The organism is Olleya sp. Hel_I_94, from assembly GCF_007827365.1.
Classification (GTDB): domain Bacteria; phylum Bacteroidota; class Bacteroidia; order Flavobacteriales; family Flavobacteriaceae; genus Olleya.
The window spans coordinates 2819964-2842270 of sequence record NZ_VISI01000002.1 but is presented as its reverse complement, the minus strand read 5'-3'; the positions used below and the strand labels follow the sequence as shown (position 1 = coordinate 2842270).

The window sequence follows — 22307 nt, the reverse complement described above, 5'->3', positions numbered from 1 at the left end:
ATAAAAAAACGCGAACCAAATGGTTCGCGTTTTTTGTTCTATTCACTTTAGTAAAAATAAATTTACTTTTTAAGCTCTAATTTTTCTGCAAAGTAATCACAAAAATCCTTCATTGTAGCAGTCATTTTTTCGTCCTGAGTTGCCCTATTAAAAGTATCACTCATGGCTACCAATGTTTGATGAAAAAACACTTTCATTTCATCCACTGGCATATCCTTAGTCCATAAGTCAATTCTTAAAGATTCCTGCGCTACATTATCCCAAACGGATAGCATCATTGCTTTAGCTTCAGCATTTTTAATACCCCCATCTTGTGCTGTCCAATTTAATTTTTCAGGCACTCTGTTTTCGTCTAACTCAACTTTTAAAGTTATTTCTGATGTTATTTTAGCCATTACTTTCTTGGTTTATATTTAGATTTATTAAATACGATTTGTGCTGGAGTATTAAGCAACTCTGTTAATGTAACAGAGTTATTATCCATGTAGGCTTTTACAATTTGCCAGCCAACAAATTGTCCTACTTTACCTGGTGACTCATTATCTATTTCTGCTAAATAAAATTTTGAGAAAGGTGCTGGATTAATAAAACGATTAGGTAATTTAGAGTCTGTACTGTATAATAACTCTTTGTCAATAAAGTACTGCCAAATTTGCTCTTGATTAGCATATACCCAATCTAATTGCAATTGTGTGTAACCTATTTTTTGAGCATCAGTTTTAAATGGTATAATCTTATCCTTTATATACAAAAGCTTCCCTGAATAGATCATCTCTTCTAACAAGTTTGTACGTTTAGAGTTTAGCACCATCTTCTCTGCATAAGCATTTGCCAAGTCTACGACTATCTGATCCGCAGTCATGTTAGCAGAGATATAAGTTTGTAAGCCTTGATAAAAAAAATGATCTGATCCTAAAAAGGTATCTAACTCTAAAATAGCAATAGTATCTGTTACAATTACCTTGTTGCGGTAATCAACATCAGAGGTAGATGTGATAACTCTAGGCGTCTTAAAATTTGGAAAATAATACTTTAAGTGTTTAAACAATTGCTTAATTTCCTGCGTTTCTGTTTTTAAGTCTGGAAATATTTTAATAGTCTCTTCGCTTAATTGATTTTGCAAAGTATCATTCATTTTTTGTATCCAAAATTGGTCGTCAAACTGCTTAGGAAACATGAATGGATAAGCCATTTTTAATTGCGGTAAATCTTCTGGCTTAGCTTCCGCGAAAGCGATATCAAAACGCTCTACAGCAAGATTTATATCAATCTTAGCTATTTTGGCTGCTTCTTTATTATCATCTTGACAAGAAAACAATGTAAAAAACAATGATATTATTAAAATGAATACTCTCATAAAACTTAAGGTCTCTTAATTTTTATTACTAAAGGGATTACTTTATTTTTGTTAGGCAAAGGTACTATACTTTGCTTTAAATTCTTTGATTATGCAAACAGAAAAAGTTGTAAAACATATTGTAGATTGGTTAAAAACATATGCTAATAACGCAAAAGTAAATGGTTTTGTTGTAGGTATTTCTGGGGGAATTGACAGTGCTGTAACCTCTACCCTTTGTGCGCAAACTGGTTTAAAGGTGCTTTGCGTAGAAATGCCTATACATCAGGCTGCCAGTCACGTCTCTAGAGGTCAAGAACATATTGAGCAATTAAAAAAACGCTATCCCAATGTGGAAGGGATTATATCTGACCTAACACCTGTTTTTGAAGAGTTTAAAACAGAAGTATCCCTAGAAGGTAAAAAAGAAGTGGTGGATATGGCTCTTGCCAATACACGTGCTAGATTACGTATGACGACATTATATTATCATGCTGGTTTACTAGGTTTATTAGTTGCTGGTACTGGTAATAAAGTAGAAGATTTTGGTGTTGGGTTTTACACAAAGTATGGTGATGGCGGAGTAGATTTAAGTCCTATTGCAGATTTAATGAAAAGTGAAGTGTATAAGTTAGGTGAATTTTTAAATGTACCAAAATCCATAATTAAAGCTGCACCTAGTGATGGTTTGTTTGGAGATGCACGAAGTGACGAAGACCAAATTGGTGCATCTTACCCAGAATTAGAATGGGCTATGAAAATGAAAGATGAAGGGAAAACTATATCTGACTTTGAAGCAAGAGAATTAGAAGTCTTTAAAATATTTAAACGATACAATACCAACAACTTACACAAAATGGTTGCAATTCCTGTCTGTAATATCCCTAAAGATTTAATCTAATAGTCCTTAATCCTATAATTTTATATACCTTTACGACGCTATTATTATTTCTATAACTCAAGTCTTTTTTTAATTAAAAAGGCCCTAAAAAACTAATTGACCATGGTTAAACTAATGGTTGCGGATAATCATCCTATAGTAACTAAAGGATTAGAATTGGTATTTGCTAACTCTAGAGACATAAAATTTGTCGCATCGGTTGCAGATGGCGAAGCTATTTTTGACGCACTAAAACAGTACACAACAGACATCTTAATTTGCGAAATTGACTTACCTAAACTTAACGGTATAAGTGTATTACGTCGCATTAAAAAAGAAAATCCAGAAGTAAAAGTTATTATTTACAGCGCACAGCAAGAAGAAGTTTATGCTGTAAGTGCTATTAAAGCTGGAGCAGATGGCTATGTTAACAAATCCACTGACTTACTAACTTTAAAAGATGCTATAATGAAAGTGTATTTGGGCGGACTTTACATAAGCCCAAATTTATCTAGAAAAATTGCATTGGATAAAAACAGTGGAAAAAGTAATTACTACAAAAAACTATCTACAAGAGAGGTTGAAGTTTTAAAGCTTTTATCTAACGGTAGACGTAACAAAGAAATTGCTGAGGAATTACAGATTAACGAAAAAACGGTTAGTACCTATCGTGCTAGGCTAATGAAAAAGCTTAATGTAACTAACTTAATTGATTTAGTAAACCAAGCAAAAAGTTTAGATTTATAAAGCTCTATTTAGCTTTCTTGACAACAACATTTTTAAACCTGAGTAATCCTTGACTTCTTCAAGGATTTCTCGGTTTATAGTGTTTCTATCTTCTAATGTTTCTTTTTGAAACTGTAATACTTTTTGATCAATTAAAAAGCAACGTAAAGTCAAAATAGTCTCGCTAACTAATTGCGCAACAGAGTCTATTTTTGTTTTTGGAAAAATATTATTACGATGCCAATCGGATAACGCATAACGCTCATCCTCCATTAAAATAGATGTGATTTCTGAGGCTAAAACAGGATCTATTGTGTTAATAATGCTTTCTATTTTAAATTCAGGATTTTGATTTAAAGCTTCAATTATTGCAAAATAAATATCTTTAAACTGTGGGTTTAAAAATTCCATTTCGTCTTCTTGTAAGTCTAAGTATATTTTTTCAAACACTTTAGCTTCTTGAACAACTGGTTCTAACTCTAACTGACCATTGTCTGCTTCTTTTAAAACTAAGTCTTCAAAATCTTCTTTTCTGTTTCCGTAAAGTAGTAGTATCTCAATAATTTTTCGCTCTAAGGTATATTGCACATCAACCTTTTTAACTGCTGGTTGACTTTTAATAACTTCAAAAGCTTGCGGGTTTTGAGGTTGTTTCGCTGCCTCATTTTGCTCTTTATTAGTCATTTGCGCTAGAGTAGAAAATAAAACCTCTTCACTTATATCCATTATCCTTGCGCACTCTTGGATGTAAATTTCTGTTTTAATTCTATCCGGAATTTTAGCAATACTATTTACAATATCTCTAATGGTTTCGGCCTTTTTAATTGGATCGTTTTTAGCACTTTCATATAAAACCGAAGCTTTAAACTGGATAAAATCCTTAGCATTTTGATCTAAATAGGCTGTTAGCTCCTCTAATGTATTTGATTTTGCAAAGCTATCTGGATCCTCTCCTTCTGGAAACGTACAAACCTTGACATTCATACCTTGCTCTAGGATTAAATCTATACCTCTTAAAGAGGCTCTCATACCTGCAGCATCACCATCAAATAAAACAGTAATGTTTTTTGTTAAACGGTTAATTAATCTAATTTGGTCACTAGTTAAGGCTGTACCAGAACTAGAAACTACATTTTTAATTCCTGTTTGATGAAATTGGATTACATCTGTATAACCTTCTACTAAATAACAATTATCCTCCTTTGCAATGGATTGTTTAGCATGATAAATACCATATAAGACTTTACTTTTATGATACAAGTCGCTTTCTGGACTGTTTAAATATTTAGCAGCTTTTTTATCATTAGTTAAAATACGACCACCAAATCCTAAAACACGACCACTCATACTTTGTATAGGAAACAAAACACGTCCTTTAAAACGGTCAAACTGCTTAGTCTCCTTTACTATAGTTAAACCTGTAGCTTCTAAAAACTCTAAATTATATCCTTTTTTTAAGGCTGCATCTGTAAAAGCACTCCATTGATCTAAACTGTAACCAAGTTCAAACTTTTTGATAGTTTCTGTTGTAAAGCCTCGCTCCTTAAAATAACTTAATCCTATTGCTTTACCTTGATCTGTATTATGTAGTGTATTTTGAAAATAACTACTAGCAAACTCACTAACTAAATATAGGCTCTCACGTTTATCTTGTGCTTGTTTTTGCTCGTTAGACTGCTCTGTTTCTTCTATTTCAATATTATACTTTTTAGCTAAATATTTAATAGCTTCAGGATAGGTAAAATGTTCATGCTCCATTAAAAAAGCAACGACGTTTCCTCCTTTTCCACTTGAAAAATCTTTCCAAATTTGCTTAACTGGCGACACCACAAAACTTGGAGAACGTTCTTCTGAAAAAGGACTTAATCCTTTAAAATTACTTCCGGCTTTTTTTAGCTGAACAAAATCACCAATAACCTCTTCCAGTCTGGCTGTTTCATATACTTGGTCTATGGTAGATTTTGTAATCAAGATTAAATTTTATTGAATTTTAAGAATGTAAAAGTAATACAAAATAAGACGTTTTTCAATTCAGAAACTTTTAAGTTTTGACGTTTTTAGAATTAAATAAGTTTGAAACTGCGTTGATAATACTAATTTTTTTAACCTTTAAACCTAAATAGCATTAGGAAACATATAATTAGTTTTAAGGCAAAAAAAAACCGGAATATATTCCGGTTTTTCATTTTATTTTAAGTAAAACAACTATTTCTAGTCATTAACGCTTAACTTAGTTATAGTTAAATACTCTACTTCTTCGTCATCACCTTCATCATTTACAATCATTTCTTTTTCTTTCTCGTAAGTGATAGTAAAGCTTGTTCCGATTAACTCATCAGAATCAAGATCAAAGTTTTCAAAAACATCTTCTGAAAGATAGTTAAATTCCATTTTTTCTGTCTTATCACCTTTAGTGATTGTAAATACGTAATTAGTATCCTCTACACCATCATAAACTCCAGATACTACTTGATTTTTTGAAATTGTAAAAGAACTTAAAGTTAGGCTTAAAAAAGCAATTGTTAAAACTAAAATTTTTGTTTTCATTTTAATACTATATTAAAGTTGATATTGTGTTAATGGGTTTCGGATTTTAGCCACCTCAAGTCCGAATCTGCTTTTAGTATTGTTTTCCTTAAAAACAATAACACGTGGTTTTACTTTAAATACGTTTAGTACTATCTGTTTAGATTATGAAACTATTTTTTTTAGTTTAAATTTTATTTTTTTTTTAAAAATCGTGATCTTGCTCTTCACTTTCTTCTAATTGAGGGTCTTGTACTGCTTCTGGATCATCATCTTCAAAATCCTCGTAGTCATCCTCATCGTAGTTTTCCATTGTTTTTACCAATTTAGTACTAACCTTAACTAGATATTTAGTGTCTTCTGTAGTTACTTCTACAGCTTCAATTAATTCGTTTTTAGCGTTTCTAAATTCGATAATATGATCTTCATCGTATCCTTCTGGGTATTTATCCACTAACAGCTTTAAAATTTCTGGTGTTAGCTTTTTAAAATCAACAATGACGCGTTTTAAATTGTCTGGCTTTTTCATTTTTTTATAGCAATTATAGTCCTAATATATATGCAAAGATAAGTGGTGCAACAATTGTTGCGTCACTTTCAACAATAAATTTTGGTGTATCAATATCTAATTTACCCCAAGTAATTTTCTCGTTTGGAACTGCTCCAGAATACGATCCATAACTTGTAGTTGAGTCGCTAATTTGACAAAAATAACTCCAAAAAGGTGTCTCTGTACGCTCCATATCTTGGTATAACATTGGTACCACACATATTGGAAAATCTCCTGCAATACCTCCACCTATTTGGAAAAATCCAATTCCTTTTTGAGAGTTGTCTGTGTACCAGTCTGCAAGAAAGGTCATGTACTCAATACCAGATTTCATTGTGCTTGCTTTAAGTTCTCCTTTTAATACATAACTAGCAAAAATATTACCCATTGTACTGTCTTCCCAACCTGGACATACTATTGGTAAGTTTTTTTCTGCTGCAGCATACATCCAAGAGTCTTTTAAATCAATCTCATAATACTCCTCTAAAACGCCTGATAATAACATTTTGTACATATATTCATGCGGTAAATATCGCTCACCTTTTGCTTCTGCATCTTTCCATATTTTTTCTATATGGTGTTGTAAGCGTCTAAATGCTTCGTGTTCTGGAATACAAGTATCCGTAACACGGTTAAGTCCTTTTTCTAACAAGTCCCATTCTTCTTGAGGTGTTAAATCACGATAGTTAGGTACACGCTTGTAATGTGAATGTGCAACTAAATTCATTATATCTTCTTCAAGATTTGCTCCTGTACAAGAAATAATATGTACTTTGTCTTGTCTAATCATTTCTGCAAAACTTTTACCAAGTTCTGCAGTACTCATAGCTCCTGCTAATGACACTAACATTTTAGCTCCATTATCCAATTGCGTTTCATACCCTTTTGCTGCATCAACTAAAGCTGCTGCATTAAAGTGTAAATAATGGTGTTGAATAAATTGTGATATTGGTCCTTTAGTACTCATCGTCTTCGTTAAATTTTGAACTATTATTTTTTTGTTTGTTACTGTCGTAAGTATTGTCATACTCGTCCTCTACGCCTTGATCCATAAACTTATAGCTTAGCATTTTATAGTATAATTTTGCTGCTAAAAAGTCTGATGATTTGTCAATTGTGTTTGGACATAACTCTACTATATCAAAACCTACCACATTTTTTTCTTCAAATACTTGTTTTAAAAACTCTAAGGTCTCATACCATAATAAACCACCTGGTTCTGGTGTACCAGTACTTGGCATAATTGATGGGTCAAACGCGTCTAAATCTATGGTAATAAATACGTTGTCCGTCATTTGATCAATTGCACTATCCATCCATGTATCGTCAACAGCCATCTCGTGTGCGAAGTATGTTTTTTCTTCGTCCATAACTGTTTTTTCAATAGCATCCATAGATCTAATTCCAACTTGAATTAAATTAGTGGTTTGACTAGCTTCATAAACTGCACAAGCGTGATTACATTTAGAGCCTTCATACTCTTTACGTAAATCTGCATGTGCATCTAATTGTAACACAGTTAAGCTAGGAAACATCTCGTTAAAGGCACGAATAGTACCTATAGATACTGAGTGTTCTCCACCAAAAATGGTTACAAATTTATTTTTTTTAATATACTTTTTTGTTGCTTGATGTACTGCCTCAACCATAGCTTCTGGCGAGCTATTTTCTGAAACAGGATCTGCTAAAAAGACACCTTGTTGATAAACTTCGGTATCTGTTTCGATATCATAAAGTTCCATATTCTCTGAAGCATTTAAAAAAGCTTCTGGGCCTTTATCTGCTCCTTTTTGCCATGTACTAGTCCCATCATAAGGAACTGGAATTAAGACAATTTTTGCTTGTTCTAATTTTGCTAATTCTTCTGGAATACCAGCATAAGTTTTACTTTGCATAGCCTAAAATTTTAAGTAAGTCTTCACTTTTTTGTTGTTCTGAAAATAATGTTTTGGTGATGTTACCATCTTCGTCTTTGTCTATTAAAATATGTTTTGGTGATGGAATCAAACAATGTTGTAATCCTCCAAAACCACCTATAGTTTCCTGATAGGCTCCTGTATTAAAAAAGCCTATATATAATGGTTTGTCTTTATTGTATTTTGGTAAATAGATTGCATTCATGTGCTGCTCACTATTGTAATAATCGTCACTATCACATGTTAATCCACCTAATAAAACACGCTCATAAGAGTCATTCCAGCGGTTTATGGCTAACATTATAAAACGTTTATTTATAGCCCAAGTATCTGGTAATGTTGTAATAAAAGAAGAGTTAATCATGTTCCACTTTTCACGATCGTTTTGTTGCTTTTGGTATAATATCTCGTAAATTGCGCCTCCACTTTCTCCTACTGTAAAACTTCCAAACTCTGTAAATATGTTTGGTACGTCTACTTCTTCGTCTTCACAAGTTTGTTGAATTTGATTAATAATTTCATCAATCATATACTCGTAATCAAAATCAAATGCTAAAGAGTTTTTAATTGGAAAACCTCCTCCAATATTTAAACTATCTAAACTTGGACAAATCTTTTTTAAGCTTGTGTATACTTTTAAACACTTTAATAACTCATTCCAATAATAGGCATTATCTCTAATCCCTGTATTGATAAAAAAGTGAAGCATTTTAAGCTCAATCTTAGGATTATCTTTTATTTGATTTTTGAAAAAAGGTACAATGTTTTTATATCCAATACCTAATCTAGAAGTGTAAAACTCAAATTTAGGTTCTTCTTCAGATGCTATTCTAATACCAACTTTAAAGTTACCTTCGATTTGTTCTGACAACAATTCTATCTCTTCATAATTATCAATAATCGGAATACAGTTTTCCTGACCACCATTAATTAATCTAGCAATATTTGTAACGTATTGGTCACGTTTAAAACCGTTACTTATTACAAATGTTTTATTTGTTATTTTACCTTCTTTTTTTAAATTTTCAACAATATCAATATCAAAAGCCGAAGAGGTCTCTATATGTATATCATTTTTTAAAGCTTCATTTAAAACGTGTTTAAAGTGCGAGCTTTTTGTACAATAACAATAGTTATAACTCCCTTTATAATCATACTTTTTAATAGCATCACTAAACCATGATTTAGCGCGTTGTATGTTATTAGAGATTTGTGGTAGGTACGTAAATTTTAATGGTGCACCATACTCTTCTACTAACTCCATTAAATTGATGTCGTGAAATTGTAGGGTTTTTTCCTCTAGTTTAAATTCTGGTTGAGGAAAATCAAAGGTTTGACTTATTAAGTCTATGTATTTTGTATTCATTATTTTGTTTAGAAATTACTTTAAAGATAAAACATAATATTTTTATTATGCTGTTATGTCAAAATAATTCTATCAAATCTGAATTTTTAGCTCACAAGTAGGCATGAAGCCAAACTGATGCTGGCTAGCAAATATTGTAGTGAAAGCGGAAGTTAGCTTTAAAATTCGGTCACTTAATCTGTAAGCTGCTTTTGAATATGACTTCCTAATTTCCAAAAGCCCGAACATAGAAACAGAGTTCAAGGTGTTCAGCTAATATGATGCAAATGAAATACTTTTTTTTTAATTAAAAACTTTTTTTTGAAAAAAATAATATTTTTTTAAAGATTTGGTAACATCAGTATTTACAACCCTTTTAACGCTAAAAAGCGTCTTTTTTAACAATAAAAAAAGACGCTTTTTAAAATAAATACTGTTTGTTTAATCTAAATCTACTCTAACACCTAAAGATAAGTTGTTTTGATCCACTATTTGGTTTTTAAATATTGGTGCTAAATCATATTTAGCATACAAACTTAAATCCCCAAAACCTACATACGCACTTACACCATAGGTAAATGTATTTGTATTATAGCCTCTTCTAATGGTTTCTTCTACACGCTCTCCATCGGATTTGTAATTTAGCTTTTGCACTGCTTTTCCATTAACACCAACGTATCCACCTAAACCTATTTTAAATTTATCGTAATTATTATAACGGACTCTACCATCTTCGTACACTTTTTTATCCCAAGGTCCAAATTCAAAATGCACAGGAACAACAAGACTGGTTGTTCTAAACTTAGCACGTTTTATATCGCCATCAAAACGTTGTAATGTGGTTTGATTACCTTCTTGCACAAAGTACATATCGTTTTTTATATCTAGTTTATTCCATTGTACTGAAAGCCCATATTTTAATCTTAAAAAATTAGACTCTTTAAAGACTCGCGTATTCCAAAGCCATCCTAATTCTACAAAGCCAGAACCACCTAATTTATATGGCGAGTCACTTAAGCTAACACCATCAATAATTGCGTTATTAAAACCCATTGCAAATAGTAATTGATTACCTGTGCGTATGTCTTGTTTTGGAGGTGTACGATTTGCTGTAACTCCGATTAACTCTTTATCTGATGCTCCAATTTTAATAGAAAAAACATTAACGTTTTCATCATCATCTTGCAGCTGCTTGTTGCGATCTAAAAACTCTAATCTATTAACAGCAATTGCGACTCTGTTTTCAATATTTAAAGCTCTTTTTTCTGCGACTTCTTTTTTTAAGCTTTCTGCTTCATCAAAAGTAATCTCATCCGCTTCCAATCTATCGTTAATTGCATCAATTTCAACTTTTAAAGCATCACGCTCTCCTGCAATAATCGCTTTTTTCAAGGTTTCAATTTTAGGAATTGTGTCATTTACTTGTGCGCTAATTTGGCTGACAGTAAATAAAATAATTAGATAAACTAAGTGTTTAGTAATGGTTTGCATAATTGTTCGTTTTTTTAATGATTAATTGATTTAAAAATCACGCTCTGCCACTGTTGTTTTTAATGTTTCGTAGCCTGATTTTACAGCATGAAACAGACGATTTTTTAGAGATTTTTCAGATTTCATCTCTACATCTTCCAACAATGAGTTAGCGTCAATTTTTTCTGGTTTATAAGTAGTGTAGTTGTTTTGCACATCTGAGTATGCCTCTTTTAATAAAAGGTCAGCTTCAGATGTTATTGTTGTCGTTTGACTGGTATTATCAATAGGTTTTTGTAAATTAGTAGTAGATGCTATAGTTACTTTATCTTCCGACTTAGTATTGTCATTTACAACCAAAACAGTATTAGATTTATCTGCTTCAACACTTTGTACTGTTGTCTTGTTTTTATTTGTTACCGCTTCATGTTTTGGTTTAACATTTACCTTATCAACGACTACTTCTGGACTTGTTATTGTTTTAGTTACTTTATTTTGCTTGTTAATTTGATTGACTTTACTTGGCAACAGTATTTCATTTTTAACATCCTCAACAACCACATTAATTGGATCAGGTTTGTCATTAAAAATAAAAATTGCCATAAATACACCTAGAAAAGTAGCTGCAATACTAAACCACCAAAACGGGAATTTTCGTTTGTTTTTTTGATTATCTAATTGCGTATCTAGTTGGCTCCAAGCTATTTTGCTTGGTGCAATTGTGCGACGCTCTAGCGTGTCTTTTAATTGCTTTTCAAATTTATTTGGTGCCATATTCTTTAATATTTAATATCTTAATATTGTCCTGCAGCATTTTTCTTGCTTTAAATAATTGAGATTTTGACGTCCCAACGCTTATGTTTAAAAGTGTTGATATCTCAGCATGTTTATAACCTTCAATTGCGTACATTATAAAAACCATTTTATAACCCTCTGGCAAATTGTCTATTAATTCTTGAAGTTGTGCCACATCATATTGTTGCGATGCTTCATCTTGAATCTCGATGTGTTGATAATCTTCATCTACAAACTGAATCGTCTTTTTTTGTCTTAAAAAAGAGATAGCCTCTCTAACCATTATACGTCTAATCCAACCTTCAAAACTGCCTTCATGTTTAAAGGTTTTTAAATTAGTAAACACTTTTAAAAAACCATTTAACATGACCTCTTCTGCATGTTGCATATCCTTTATATAGTAACGACATACACTTAACATTTTAGGTGCATGCAACTCAAACAATACGTGTTGGGCTTCACGATTATTCTGAGCAGCTTTTTTAATTAGCTTAACTTCGTTATTAAATAAGGTAACGACTTTCACAAATAGTGTTGTTTAGTTTGGTCTTCTATTTATAAAGACGCAAAAGCTTTTAAGAAGGTTGCCTGAAGTATGAAAAAAAATTATTTTTTTCTTTCTATGACATAATTCACCATTAACTCAAGCGAGTCTTTATATTCTGATTTAGGAAAACTATTTAGCAGTAATAATGCCTCTTCCTGAAATGCTTTCATTTTTGAAACAGCATAGTCCAATCCTCCATTGTCTTTTACAAATTGGATGACTTGATTAACCCGTTTTCTATCTGTGTTGTGATTTTTAACCGAATTGATTAACCACTTTTTATCCTTTTTAGAACAATTGTTTAATACGTAAATTAAAGGTAAGGTCATTTTTTGTTCCTTGATATCAATACCAGTAGGTTTACCGATGCTTTGGGTACCATAATCAAACAAATCATCTTTAATCTGAAATGCCATACCTATCAACTCTCCAAACTTACGCATACTTTCTACCTCAACAGAATTAGGTTTTACTGAAGCTGCTCCAAGACTACAACAGGCAGCAATAAGTGTTGCTGTTTTTTGTCTAATAATTTCATAATAAACAGCTTCTGTTATATCTAGTTTTCTAGCTTTTTCTATTTGAAGTAATTCGCCTTCACTCATCTCTCTTACAGCAATAGAAATAATTTTTAAAAGATCAAAATCATTATTATCTATTGATAGTAATAATCCTTTTGATAATAAAAAGTCACCAATTAAAACTGCTATTTTATTTTTCCATAGTGCATTTATAGAGAAAAAACCACGACGCTTATTACTATCATCCACGACATCATCATGCACTAATGTTGCTGTATGAATCAACTCTATCACAGATGCTCCTCTATACGTCCTTTCACTAACCTCACCATTAGACACCATTTTTGCTACTAGAAACACAAACATTGGACGCATTTGTTTTCCTTTACGATTGACGATGTAATAGGTAATCCTATTTAACAGAGCAACTTTAGAGGACATGGCAAGCCTAAATTTTTGCTCAAAAAGATCCATCTCAAAAGCAATAGGCTGTTTTATTTGTTCTGTTATCTTCAAAATAATGGTGTAACTTTTAGTAATATCAAAAATACGAATAATCTAATGGATTGAAATGTTAATAATTCGCAATATTTATACTAAAAAAAGCTAGTGCTTAAATTTTGTGGTATATTTAAAACATATTAATCCTTAAACACACACACATGAAAAAAATTACATTTTTATTTTTATTTCTTACTGCTTCAATTGCATTCGGTCAAGTTTTGATTGATGAAGATTTTAATGCAGGTTTAAGCACACCTGCTGGCTGGTCTAATACTGATCTTGCTAATGGAGGTGTTTGGTCTTTTAATAACACCGGAGAAGCTCCTGGATTTGGAGTAGGAAACGTTGTTTTGTATGACGAAGGTTTTTCTGGAAGTTATCCAATTTTTGATAGTGATATTTTGGGTAATGATGGTGAGGCTGAAGATACTTATTTAGAAAGCCCAACTTTTGATGCTTCTGCATTAACAGATGTACAGTTAACATTTAATCATGTTATTCGTGCAGAATTTGGTGGTAATGGTTTTGTTGAAGTATTTGATGGTACTGCTTGGGTACAAGTGGTTTTATTTAACAGTACAAACAACACAAGTGGAGCCAACGAACTTGATTTTGGTTTTAAATCTTATGATGTATCTGCACTATTAGCAGGTGTCAGTAATGCAAAAGTTAGATTTAGATGGGTTGGAGATTATTCTTATTTTTGGGCTTTTGATAACGTAAAGGTTTTTGCTTGTACAGAAACTGCTGCACCAATTGCTGCAACAACACCCACTCCTACCAATGGAGCTACAAATATCCCTGTGGATATTACTGGAACAACGCCTTTAATTACTCCGTTTAACTGGACTGCTGGACCATCTGCAACCGTTTTTAACTTGTCTTTGGGTACAGATCCTGCTGGTACAAATATTGGTACTATACCAGGAGCGACTAATGGAAACGGAATTACTTTCAACTGGGCATATAACACTACATACTATTGGTCTATAGAGTCTTTTAATTGCTTTGGGTCTACTGCTAGTGCTGTTTGGTCTTTTACAACTGAGACTGATCCTGCTTTATCTACTGATGAGTTTACATTAGATAATAATTTTAGCGTTTATCCTAATCCTGCTAGTGATGTTATAACTATTAAAACAAACTTAGCTATTAAATCTGTTGAAGTATACAACCAATTAGGACAACTGGTAATTAACAGAAAAGGTACAGATATTACTGAAAACTCAATTAATGTAGCCTCTTTAAATAATGGTATTTACTTAATAACAATTAATACTCAAGACAAAAAGCAAACGCTTAAATTTGTTAAAGAATAACCTTGTTATAGTTATAAAAAAAAAGCGACTTTCAATTGATTTGAAAGTCGCTTTTTTAATGTTTAAACTATTTTTTTAACTATTCTTTGTTAGCTAATTGTCCACATGCTGCGTCAATATCCTTACCTCTACTACGTCTTATAGTTACGGTTATGTTATTTTCTTCTAAAACACTTTGATACATATCTATTGCTTGTGATCTTGCTTGCTGGAATTGACCATCGTCAATAGGATTGTATTCTATAATATTGACTTTGCTTGGTGCAAATTTGCAAAACTGCACTAATGCATCAACATCTTTGCGTTTGTCATTAATCCCTTGCCAAACCACATACTCATAGGTGATGCGATTTTTTGTTTTCTCGTACCAATAGACTAATGCTTCTCTTAAATCTGCTAACGGAAATGTTGCATTAAAAGGCATTATGGATGTTCTGACCTCATCAATTGCTGAGTGTAGTGAGACTGCTAATTTAAACTTAACCTCATCATCAGCCATTTTTTTAATCATTTTTGGCACTCCTGATGTAGACACCACAATACGCTTTGGCGACATGCCTAATCCTTCTGGTGATGTTATTTTATCTATTGCTTTAAGTACGTTATTGTAGTTCATTAATGGTTCTCCCATTCCCATAAATACAATGTTACTTAATGGTCTGTCAAAGTATAATCTACTTTCTCTGTCAATTGCTACTACTTGATCGTAAATCTCGTCTGGATTTAGATTACGCATACGTTTTAATCGTGCTGTTGCACAAAATTTACAGTCCAAACTACAGCCTACTTGACTTGACACACAGGCTGTGGTCCTGGTTTTTGTAGGTATTAAAACCGACTCGACTATTAAGTCATCGTGCAATCGTACTGCATTTTTTACTGTACCATCACTACTACGCTGCATAACGTCTACTTTGATATGGTTTATAACAAAGTTATCTTCTAGCATTTGACGCGTGTCTTTGGATAGGTTGGTCATATCCTCAAAGGTGTGTGCACCTTTGCTCCATAGCCACTCGTATACTTGATTTCCTCTAAAGGTTTTATCGCCTTCTTTTTGGAAAAAGTCCCTAAGTTGGTCTTTGCTTAATGCGCGTATGTCTTTTTTCTTGATTTCCATTGGATTGCAAAAATAGTGAATCGTTTATTGATTTACGAATTACGATTGACGATTTACTGTAGATTATTTTAAAACTGGTTTTTGGGTTGTGCATTAGCGATGGAGACATTTGTTGAAGCTCTTGCTTTTGCCTTAAAGCAAATGCAAAGCGACTGTCGAGAGCGCGACCCTTGGGTAATGCCATAAAAAAAACCTCTTTTACTTATTAAGGCTAAAAGAGGTTTTAGTAATTTATACTGATAGGATTAGATGATTAACATCGCGTCTCCATAACTGTAAAATTTATACTTTTCTTTTACTGCTTCTTCGTATGCTTTTTTCATGAAGTCGTGTCCTGCAAATGCTGACACCATCATTAAAAGTGTTGATTTTGGCGTGTGGAAGTTAGTAATCATTGCGTTTGCGATGCTAAAGTCGTATGGTGGAAAGATAAATTTATTGGTCCATCCTTCTACTTCGTTTAGTGTTCCGCTTGATGATACTGAGCTTTCTATTGCACGCATTGCTGTTGTACCTACTGCGCAAATACGACGTTTTTCTTTTTTAGCGTTATTGATAATCTCTACTGCTTTAGCTTCAATTTTAAGCTCTTCGCTATCCATTTTATGTTTAGATAAATCTTCTACTTCTACTGGATTAAAAGTCCCTAAACCAACGTGCAAAGTTACTTCTGCAAAGTCTACACCTTTGATTTCTAAACGCTTTAATAAGTGCTTAGAAAAGTGAAGTCCTGCTGTTGGAGCTGCTACTGCACCTTCTTCTTTTGCGTAGATGGTTTGGTAACGGTCTTCGTCTTCTGGCTCTACTTCTCTTTTAATATATTTTGGTAAAGGTGTTTCTCCTAACTCTTGTAGTTTGATTCTAAACTCTTGGTATGATCCATCATATAAAAAACGTAATGTACGTCCTCTAGATGTTGTGTTGTCAATTACCTCTGCTACTAACGTCTCGTCATCACCAAAATAAAGCTTGTTACCAATACGTATTTTACGTGCTGGATCTACTAATACGTCCCAAAGACGTTGTTCTTGGTTAAGCTCGCGTAATAAAAACACTTCGATTCTTGCTCCTGTTTTTTCTTTGTTACCAAATAAACGTGCAGGAAATACTTTGGTGTTGTTAAGAATCATCACATCTTTCTCGTCAAAATACTCGATTAAGTCTTTAAACATTTTGTGTTCGATAGTTTGCTCTTTTCGGTTTAATACCATCAAACGAGACTCGTCTCTGTTTTCTGCAGGATATTCTGCTAATAGCTCTTCAGGTAATTCAAAATTGAAGTGTGATAATTTCATTTATTAATTAGTTGTTAAGTTAACAAGATTGCAAATATACAATCTGGAGATAGGCGTTGTCAAGTAAATGACCAATTATTATTTATTAAACACTAAAAATGAAGCCTAAAGCAGCCAAATCGTCCCAAAACGTTGGGTAAGATTTAGAGACTACTTTTGAGTCTTCTATAATTATTGGAACTTTTAAGGCTAATGGTGCAAACGCCATAGCCATCCTGTGATCGTTATAGGTTGCTATTGTAACATTTTGATGTCTATTAGTCGCTTTTTTTAATGTTAAGCTATTATCTGTAATAGCTACTTGTCCTCCTAGTTTTTCAATTTCGGTTTTTAAGGCGACTAAACGGTCTGTTTCTTTAATTTTTAGTGTATGTAATCCTGTTAAATGACAGTCTAACCCTAGTCCAAAAGCAGTAACCGAAATAGTTTGTGCTATGTCTGGTGCATTTTTTAAATCGAAATTAATTGTCGTATCTGGTGATGTAGCTTCGGTTTTTTGAAGGACAACTGTATTATTTTTAAAGGTTGTGGTCACACCAAATGCGTTATAAATTGTCGCTAAAGCGGAATCTCCTTGCAGGCTATTTTGCTTATATGATGATAACGAAATTGTTGTACCTATTGCAGACATTGCTACTATACTATAAAAATAGGATGCTGATGACCAATCACTTTCTACGGTTAATTGTTGCGTTTTATTTGCTAGTTGCTGTTGTGGGTAAATGGTAATTACATTATCCTGAAACTTTGTTTTTGTACCGATTTCTTCCAATAAGCTTAACGTCATTTTAATATATGGTACAGATGTGATATCGCCTTCAAGGGTTAATTCTAATCCGTTTTCTAATTTTGAAGCCACTAATAATAGTGCTGATATATACTGACTACTTACATTAGCTTTAAGCGTAACTTTATTTTTAGTTAACTTTTTACCAGTAATTAGTAATGGTGGAAACCCTTGGTTTTCTTTATAAGTTATATCTGCTCCTAATTGATTTAAGGCATCAACCAAAATAGCAATAGGACGTTCTTTCATACGCTTAGATCCTGTAAGCTCTATTGTTTTGCCTTCTTGTGTTGAAAAATATGCTGTTAAAAATCGCATCGCTGTTCCAGCGTGATGTATGTCTATAACAGTATCTTTTGACGCTAAAGCTTTAGCCATTAATACCGAATCGTCACTGTTTGAAATATTATTTATTTTAATTTCGGGATATAAAGCTTGCAACAATAACAGTCTATTAGATTCGCTTTTTGACCCAGTAATTTGGATAGCGTTTGTTTGATGTATTGTTGATTGGTGTAAATGTAAATTCATATGTAAAGGATTTCTGTAATAACAGAAATTAGTACTTTATTTTAATTTTTGATTGTTGTGATGTCTGTCGTGATCACGCTTAGTTTTAAGGTCTAACTTTTTATCAAAAGCTTCCTGAAGATCTATTCCTGTTTGGTTTGCCAAACACAATACTACAAACATAACATCTGCCAGCTCTTCTCCTAAATCTTTATTTTTATCAGATTCTTTTTCGCTTTGTTCACCATAGCGTCTAGCTATAATACGTGCAACTTCACCAACCTCTTCTGTTAATTGAGCCATATTGGTAAGCTCGTTAAAATAACGAACACCATGATTTTCAATCCAATTATCTACCTCTAACTGTGCATTTTTAATGTCCATTTTTAAACTGTTTTAAGTACTGTTTTTCAATTTATAAATTTACTACTATTTGAATAGTGTAACTAGTTTGTTTTAATAAATATGTATAACGAAATACGTTTTTATAATTACCTAGTTTTATGCTTTAAATAGTTTGTAATACTATTTTTGAAGCATCGTGCTTAGCTACTTCAGCTCTAAACAACCTATAGGCTTTATAGTCTTCTTTACTGAAATCTCCTTTATTTATTATTAACTTTCTGTTGTACACTAAGGTGTTTTCATTATTTTTTGTAATAGAAAATTGATATGATCCAAACTTGTTTTTTATAGTGACATCCTCTTGTAGCGCTTCTATTTTTAAATTTTCAGGTAATATTATTGTGTATTGATCAGTATCTATAAACCCTCTATTAATTTTAAACGGTAATTTACGATTAGCATATTTTGGAGGTATTTTTTTTGATTTATTAAATAGATTGGGTTCAAACAATAATCTGTTACCTACTTTTTTAGCATAGTTTTTGGCATTTAAAGCAATTTGCTCTTCAAACTCAATATTATCTTTGTTATTATTAAATAACAAATTAGTTATTTGAATATTATTAATACCATCAAAATTATCTTTATAATCTAGTATATTTTCTTTTTCGGTTTGTGCTTCTAACCTTCTATATTTGGAATATTGCGTGCCTTTAGATTTAATGTTTATTTCAGCAATAATACTTCCGCTATTATCTAAATTAACCGTCGCATTAGTCACTTGAGAATTCTCATTGGTTTCATAGGCTTTGGTATGTACTATTTGACCTCCTGTTGGTGTAACTATAAGCACATCTCTGTCATCCGTAAAATTAGCATTATAACCAAACGGAACGGTTTGATCTGTACACTCTAAAGTAATATAACTATTATTATCTGGAATGGATAAAATTGCATGATTACCTTGTAAGGATGAGAAAGAAGTATCTATATCTCTTATATCTGAGTCTCCATAAACAATGGTATAATAAGACTGCACACCAACAACATCTAACAAGGCCTTAGTGTAATTGGACAATCCTTTGCAATCTCCATAACCCAACCTATCTACGTCACTTGCCAACATAGGCTTCCAACCTCCAATACCTATTTGAACACTTATATAGCGTGTTTTGTTTTGCATATAATTGTATACAATTTTGGCTTTTTCTAAAGGCGTTTTTGCGTCTGCAGTAAGGTTTAAAATTTCTAATTTTACTGTTTCTGGTAACTCTTGGGTTCCTGCAATTAACTTATCATTAATCCATTTTCCAAACTCATTCCAATCTTTGTTTTCGCCTTCTACACTTTCCATACTAAACTGTTTTAGCGCAAATTTAACAGAGGGAACTGTTTCTGTAAACGATGGACTATAAGCTTCATAGTTTATAGCAGGAATGTTTTTAGCTTCATAGTAGAATTCAGACTTTTTTTCAATTTTAAAACTATCCAAGTTTGTTTCTTTATAGCTTAATTGTATCTCAGAATTATTAATGATTTTTACCGAAGATTGTTCTGTACTTAAGTGATAGCCTTCTATTGGATACCATTGTGGTAAAAATGCAGTGTTTGTTGATACTGTTTCTAAGTTAAAAACAATAGTATATGGATAAGCGCTTGGTGTATAATCTATACGTTTGGCTCTATTATCATTAAAAATTGAAATACCATCTGCTACACTTACATCCAAAAAATCTCTTTTTTTGTACTTTTTAACCTCTTTTCCAAAAGCATCATATATTACAGCCTCTAGTGTTTTTATGGATTTAGAATCGTCATAATACACATATGCACCTTCGTGTTTTTGACCATATTTATTAAGGACAGTAACAGCACGTTTCTGGTTTGTAATTAGCTTATCCTTAGCGTCAATAGTAATTTCGGTATGACTAGATCTAATAATTGCATTGGCATTTTTTTTTAAATCCGAATCAATTAGAAGTGCTTGATATGTATCCTGAGCAAAAGTATTTATGGAGAAAAAAAGTATCAAAAAAATACTTCTAAATAGTGTAGTTGTAGACATTTAAAATAATTAAACTCTAATATATAAAATTTGTAGAAAATGTAAAACACATAACTTGAATAAATCCTGTAATTACGCTTACTTTATTACTTAGTTTTTGTTTTAAAAATTAGTGGCCTAACTAAAGTTTCAAATAATCCCATAGCCACTCCAAAAAAGATAGACATATTAATTATTTGATTATTTGTATAATCAGATTTTACAAAATAATTAATTAGATAACTTAAAACTCCGTAAAACAATGCGGAAACAAAAAATGTAATTACCTTTTTTTTCATGCTACTCTTTGTTTTTAGAATCTATAATGATAGTTACTGGACCATCATTTAACAACTCCACTTTCATGTCTGCGCCAAACTGACCTGTTTGTACAGGTTTATCTAAAACAGATTGTAATTGCTTTACAAAAGCTTCATACAAAGGGATTGCAATATCAGGTTTTGCAGCCTTGATATAACTTGGTCTATTTCCTTTTTTGGTACTTGCATGTAGTGTAAATTGGCTTACAACCAACGCCTCACCATTTATGTCTATTAATGATTTATTCATAACTTGATTGTCATCATTAAATATGCGACAATTAGCAATTTTGTTGACTAACCAATCCATATCATCTTGCGTATCTTGCTCTACAATACCTAGTAAAATTATTAGTCCACTGTTAATATTAGCTACTAAATCACCTTCAATAGTTACGCTTGCTTTACTAACTCTTTGAATGACTGCTTTCATTTATTCTTGATTCCAGATATCGGTTCTGTAATGTTCCTCGTCTCCTTCTACAATTTGTACATAACTTTTATATCGTGATGCTGCGATTTCATCTTTTTCTAAAGCATCTTTAACAGCACATTTAGGTTCTTCGATATGTAAACAGTTATTAAACTTACAATCTTGTTTTAAGGCAAAAAATTCTGGAAAATAGTCTCCAATTTCTTCTTTTTCCATATCTACCACACCAAACCCTTTTATTCCTGGTGTATCAATAATTTTAGCATCAAAACTTAAGTCAAACATCTCTGCAAAAGTTGTGGTGTGTTGACCTTGCATGTGTTGCATGGATATGGCTTTAGTTTTTAGGTCTAAAGCTGGCTCTATAGCATTGACCAATGTTGATTTTCCAACACCAGAATGACCAGTAAACATACTTACCTTGCCTTCCATTAAGCCTTTAACTTGCTCTAGATTTTTTCCGGTCGTAGCCGAAATACCTATACATTCATAACCAATTTGACGGTATACATGAGCTAAATACCTTACCTCATCTAAGGTATCTTGATCGTAAGTATCAATTTTATTAAATAATAAAACCGCTTTAATATCATAAGCCTCTGCTGTTACTAAAAACCGATCTATAAAACTTGTAAATGTTGGTGGATTATCAATAGTAACTAACAAAAACACTTGGTCAATATTTGACGCAATAATGTGTGTTTGTTTGGATAGATTTACGGATTTACGGACAATATAGTTTTGCCTGTCATGAATGGTGTTAATTACACCTGTTTCTTGATCAGACTTTGTATCTAATTCAAAATCCACAAAGTCTCCAACAGCAATTGGATTTGTGCTTTTAATACCTTTAAGTCTAAACTTACCTTTTATTCTACACTCGTAAGTTTGACCTAATTGGGTCTTTACTGTGTACCAACTACCTGTAGATTTGTATACGCGTCCTGTCATTACTACAAATATGAAAATTATTATCCTCTATTCCTACAAAAATCAGCACCAAATGGCATCCTTTGTC

Annotated in this window: 23 protein-coding genes; 3 read left to right on the top strand and 20 right to left on the bottom strand. The window is 32.2% G+C overall.

All coding sequences use genetic code 11. The features are described from left to right. Positions 1-62: 62 nt before the first annotated feature. Positions 63-395: a gliding motility protein GldC gene (gene gldC, locus JM82_RS15830; RefSeq protein ID WP_090841916.1), complete on the bottom strand. Its 333-nt coding sequence runs from the start codon at positions 393-395 to the stop codon at positions 63-65. Beyond that, positions 395-1357: a gliding motility lipoprotein GldB gene (gene gldB, locus JM82_RS15825; protein WP_145006322.1), complete on the bottom strand. Its 963-nt coding sequence runs from the start codon at positions 1355-1357 to the stop codon at positions 395-397. The genes gldC and gldB overlap by 1 nt, the downstream gene beginning before the upstream one ends. A 91-nt stretch (positions 1358-1448) precedes the next feature. On the opposite strand from gldB, the gene nadE reads away from it, so the two are divergent. Further along, complete coding sequence (gene nadE / locus JM82_RS15820; protein WP_145006319.1) at positions 1449-2237, top strand: NAD(+) synthase; 789 nt, start codon at positions 1449-1451, stop codon at positions 2235-2237. Positions 2238-2339: 102 nt separating this feature from the next. Next, positions 2340-2963 carry a response regulator gene (locus tag JM82_RS15815; protein WP_145006316.1) on the top strand — a complete coding sequence of 208 codons (624 nt, stop codon included), beginning with the start codon at positions 2340-2342 and terminating at the stop codon, positions 2961-2963. Here JM82_RS15815 and dnaG read toward each other — a convergent pair. The 10 genes from dnaG to JM82_RS15765 all read right to left on the bottom strand — a co-directional run bounded on the left by dnaG (position 2958) and on the right by JM82_RS15765 (position 13128). Further along, positions 2958-4913 carry a DNA primase gene (gene dnaG / locus JM82_RS15810; protein ID WP_145006313.1) on the bottom strand — a complete coding sequence of 652 codons (1956 nt, stop codon included), beginning with the start codon at positions 4911-4913 and terminating at the stop codon, positions 2958-2960. The two genes, JM82_RS15815 and dnaG, sit on opposite strands and share 6 nt — an antisense overlap. A gap of 240 nt (positions 4914-5153) precedes the next feature. Next, a complete protein-coding gene (locus tag JM82_RS15805) occupies positions 5154-5489 on the bottom strand; it encodes a hypothetical protein (protein WP_145006310.1) in 336 nt (111 codons plus the stop codon). A 184-nt stretch (positions 5490-5673) separates the two neighbouring features. Continuing rightward, positions 5674-5997, bottom strand: coding sequence for a hypothetical protein (locus JM82_RS15800; RefSeq protein WP_145006307.1), 324 nt, complete (start codon positions 5995-5997; stop codon positions 5674-5676). A 13-nt stretch (positions 5998-6010) separates the two neighbouring features. Then, positions 6011-6985, bottom strand: coding sequence for a deoxyhypusine synthase family protein (locus tag JM82_RS15795; RefSeq protein WP_099567961.1), 975 nt, complete (start codon positions 6983-6985; stop codon positions 6011-6013). After that, positions 6975-7913, bottom strand: a complete 939-nt coding sequence (gene speB / locus JM82_RS15790) for an agmatinase (protein ID WP_099567962.1) — start codon at positions 7911-7913, stop codon at positions 6975-6977. Before speB ends, JM82_RS15795 begins: the two co-directional genes overlap by 11 nt. After that, positions 7903-9300, bottom strand: a complete 1398-nt coding sequence (locus JM82_RS15785) for an arginine decarboxylase (protein ID WP_145006304.1) — start codon at positions 9298-9300, stop codon at positions 7903-7905. Before JM82_RS15785 ends, speB begins: the two co-directional genes overlap by 11 nt. Positions 9301-9720: 420 nt before the next feature. After that, positions 9721-10770 carry a hypothetical protein gene (locus JM82_RS15780; protein WP_145006301.1) on the bottom strand — a complete coding sequence of 350 codons (1050 nt, stop codon included), beginning with the start codon at positions 10768-10770 and terminating at the stop codon, positions 9721-9723. A gap of 30 nt (positions 10771-10800) precedes the next feature. After that, a complete protein-coding gene (locus JM82_RS15775) occupies positions 10801-11523 on the bottom strand; it encodes a hypothetical protein (RefSeq protein WP_145006298.1) in 723 nt (240 codons plus the stop codon). After that, a complete protein-coding gene (locus tag JM82_RS15770) occupies positions 11510-12070 on the bottom strand; it encodes an RNA polymerase sigma factor (protein WP_145006295.1) in 561 nt (186 codons plus the stop codon). Before JM82_RS15770 ends, JM82_RS15775 begins: the two co-directional genes overlap by 14 nt. 80 nt (positions 12071-12150) lie before the next feature. Further along, on the bottom strand, positions 12151-13128 hold the full coding sequence (locus JM82_RS15765; protein WP_145006292.1) for a polyprenyl synthetase family protein: 978 nt from the start codon (positions 13126-13128) through the stop codon (positions 12151-12153). Between the two features lie 146 nt (positions 13129-13274). Here JM82_RS15765 and JM82_RS15760 point away from each other — a divergent pair, with 146 nt between their 5' ends. After that, the gene (locus tag JM82_RS15760; protein ID WP_145006289.1) at positions 13275-14435 is read left to right on the top strand and encodes a T9SS type A sorting domain-containing protein; all 1161 of its coding nucleotides are present in this window, start codon (positions 13275-13277) and stop codon (positions 14433-14435) included. A gap of 79 nt (positions 14436-14514) precedes the next feature. On the opposite strand, the gene rlmN is transcribed toward JM82_RS15760, so the two are convergent. The 8 genes from rlmN to rsgA all read right to left on the bottom strand — a co-directional run bounded on the left by rlmN (position 14515) and on the right by rsgA (position 22240). Continuing rightward, positions 14515-15555, bottom strand: coding sequence for a 23S rRNA (adenine(2503)-C(2))-methyltransferase RlmN (rlmN, locus tag JM82_RS15755; RefSeq protein ID WP_145006286.1), 1041 nt, complete (start codon positions 15553-15555; stop codon positions 14515-14517). A 245-nt stretch (positions 15556-15800) separates the two neighbouring features. Then, positions 15801-16850 (bottom strand): tRNA preQ1(34) S-adenosylmethionine ribosyltransferase-isomerase QueA, encoded by a 1050-nt coding sequence (queA, locus tag JM82_RS15750; protein ID WP_145006283.1) that lies wholly within the window; start codon positions 16848-16850, stop codon positions 15801-15803. An 85-nt stretch (positions 16851-16935) separates the two neighbouring features. Beyond that, positions 16936-18168 (bottom strand): 3-phosphoshikimate 1-carboxyvinyltransferase, encoded by a 1233-nt coding sequence (locus JM82_RS15745; protein WP_145006280.1) that lies wholly within the window; start codon positions 18166-18168, stop codon positions 16936-16938. A gap of 36 nt (positions 18169-18204) precedes the next feature. Then, positions 18205-18531, bottom strand: coding sequence for a nucleotide pyrophosphohydrolase (locus tag JM82_RS15740; RefSeq protein WP_145006277.1), 327 nt, complete (start codon positions 18529-18531; stop codon positions 18205-18207). Positions 18532-18655: 124 nt separating this feature from the next. After that, the gene (locus tag JM82_RS15735) at positions 18656-20557 is read right to left on the bottom strand and encodes a DUF3857 domain-containing protein (RefSeq protein WP_145006273.1); all 1902 of its coding nucleotides are present in this window, start codon (positions 20555-20557) and stop codon (positions 18656-18658) included. Positions 20558-20643: 86 nt separating this feature from the next. Further along, positions 20644-20835: a hypothetical protein gene (locus JM82_RS15730; protein WP_145006269.1), complete on the bottom strand. Its 192-nt coding sequence runs from the start codon at positions 20833-20835 to the stop codon at positions 20644-20646. A gap of 1 nt (position 20836) precedes the next feature. After that, a complete protein-coding gene (gene dtd / locus JM82_RS15725; RefSeq protein ID WP_145006266.1) occupies positions 20837-21289 on the bottom strand; it encodes a D-aminoacyl-tRNA deacylase in 453 nt (150 codons plus the stop codon). Beyond that, a complete protein-coding gene (rsgA, locus tag JM82_RS15720; protein ID WP_145006263.1) occupies positions 21290-22240 on the bottom strand; it encodes a ribosome small subunit-dependent GTPase A in 951 nt (316 codons plus the stop codon). Between the last annotated feature and the right edge of the window lie 67 nt (positions 22241-22307).

Bases quoted from the DNA above. Each gene is read 5' to 3' on its own strand.
- gldC (WP_090841916.1), bottom strand. From the start codon at position 395: ATGGCTAAAATAACATCAGAAATAACTTTAAAAGTTGAGTTAGACGAA.
- gldB (WP_145006322.1), bottom strand. From the start codon at position 1,357: ATGAGAGTATTCATTTTAATAATATCATTGTTTTTTACATTGTTTTCT.
- nadE (WP_145006319.1), top strand. From the start codon at position 1,449: ATGCAAACAGAAAAAGTTGTAAAACATATTGTAGATTGGTTAAAAACA.
- JM82_RS15815 (WP_145006316.1), top strand. From the start codon at position 2,340: ATGGTTAAACTAATGGTTGCGGATAATCATCCTATAGTAACTAAAGGA.
- JM82_RS15805 (WP_145006310.1), bottom strand. From the start codon at position 5,489: ATGAAAACAAAAATTTTAGTTTTAACAATTGCTTTTTTAAGCCTAACT.
- JM82_RS15800 (WP_145006307.1), bottom strand. From the start codon at position 5,997: ATGAAAAAGCCAGACAATTTAAAACGCGTCATTGTTGATTTTAAAAAG.
- JM82_RS15795 (WP_099567961.1), bottom strand. From the start codon at position 6,985: ATGAGTACTAAAGGACCAATATCACAATTTATTCAACACCATTATTTA.
- speB (WP_099567962.1), bottom strand. From the start codon at position 7,913: ATGCAAAGTAAAACTTATGCTGGTATTCCAGAAGAATTAGCAAAATTA.
- JM82_RS15785 (WP_145006304.1), bottom strand. From the start codon at position 9,300: ATGAATACAAAATACATAGACTTAATAAGTCAAACCTTTGATTTTCCT.
- JM82_RS15780 (WP_145006301.1), bottom strand. From the start codon at position 10,770: ATGCAAACCATTACTAAACACTTAGTTTATCTAATTATTTTATTTACT.
- JM82_RS15775 (WP_145006298.1), bottom strand. From the start codon at position 11,523: ATGGCACCAAATAAATTTGAAAAGCAATTAAAAGACACGCTAGAGCGT.
- JM82_RS15760 (WP_145006289.1), top strand. From the start codon at position 13,275: ATGAAAAAAATTACATTTTTATTTTTATTTCTTACTGCTTCAATTGCA.
- rlmN (WP_145006286.1), bottom strand. From the start codon at position 15,555: ATGGAAATCAAGAAAAAAGACATACGCGCATTAAGCAAAGACCAACTT.
- queA (WP_145006283.1), bottom strand. From the start codon at position 16,850: ATGAAATTATCACACTTCAATTTTGAATTACCTGAAGAGCTATTAGCA.
- JM82_RS15745 (WP_145006280.1), bottom strand. From the start codon at position 18,168: ATGAATTTACATTTACACCAATCAACAATACATCAAACAAACGCTATC.
- JM82_RS15740 (WP_145006277.1), bottom strand. From the start codon at position 18,531: ATGGACATTAAAAATGCACAGTTAGAGGTAGATAATTGGATTGAAAAT.
- JM82_RS15735 (WP_145006273.1), bottom strand. From the start codon at position 20,557: ATGTCTACAACTACACTATTTAGAAGTATTTTTTTGATACTTTTTTTC.
- JM82_RS15730 (WP_145006269.1), bottom strand. From the start codon at position 20,835: ATGAAAAAAAAGGTAATTACATTTTTTGTTTCCGCATTGTTTTACGGA.
- dtd (WP_145006266.1), bottom strand. From the start codon at position 21,289: ATGAAAGCAGTCATTCAAAGAGTTAGTAAAGCAAGCGTAACTATTGAA.
- rsgA (WP_145006263.1), bottom strand. From the start codon at position 22,240: ATGACAGGACGCGTATACAAATCTACAGGTAGTTGGTACACAGTAAAG.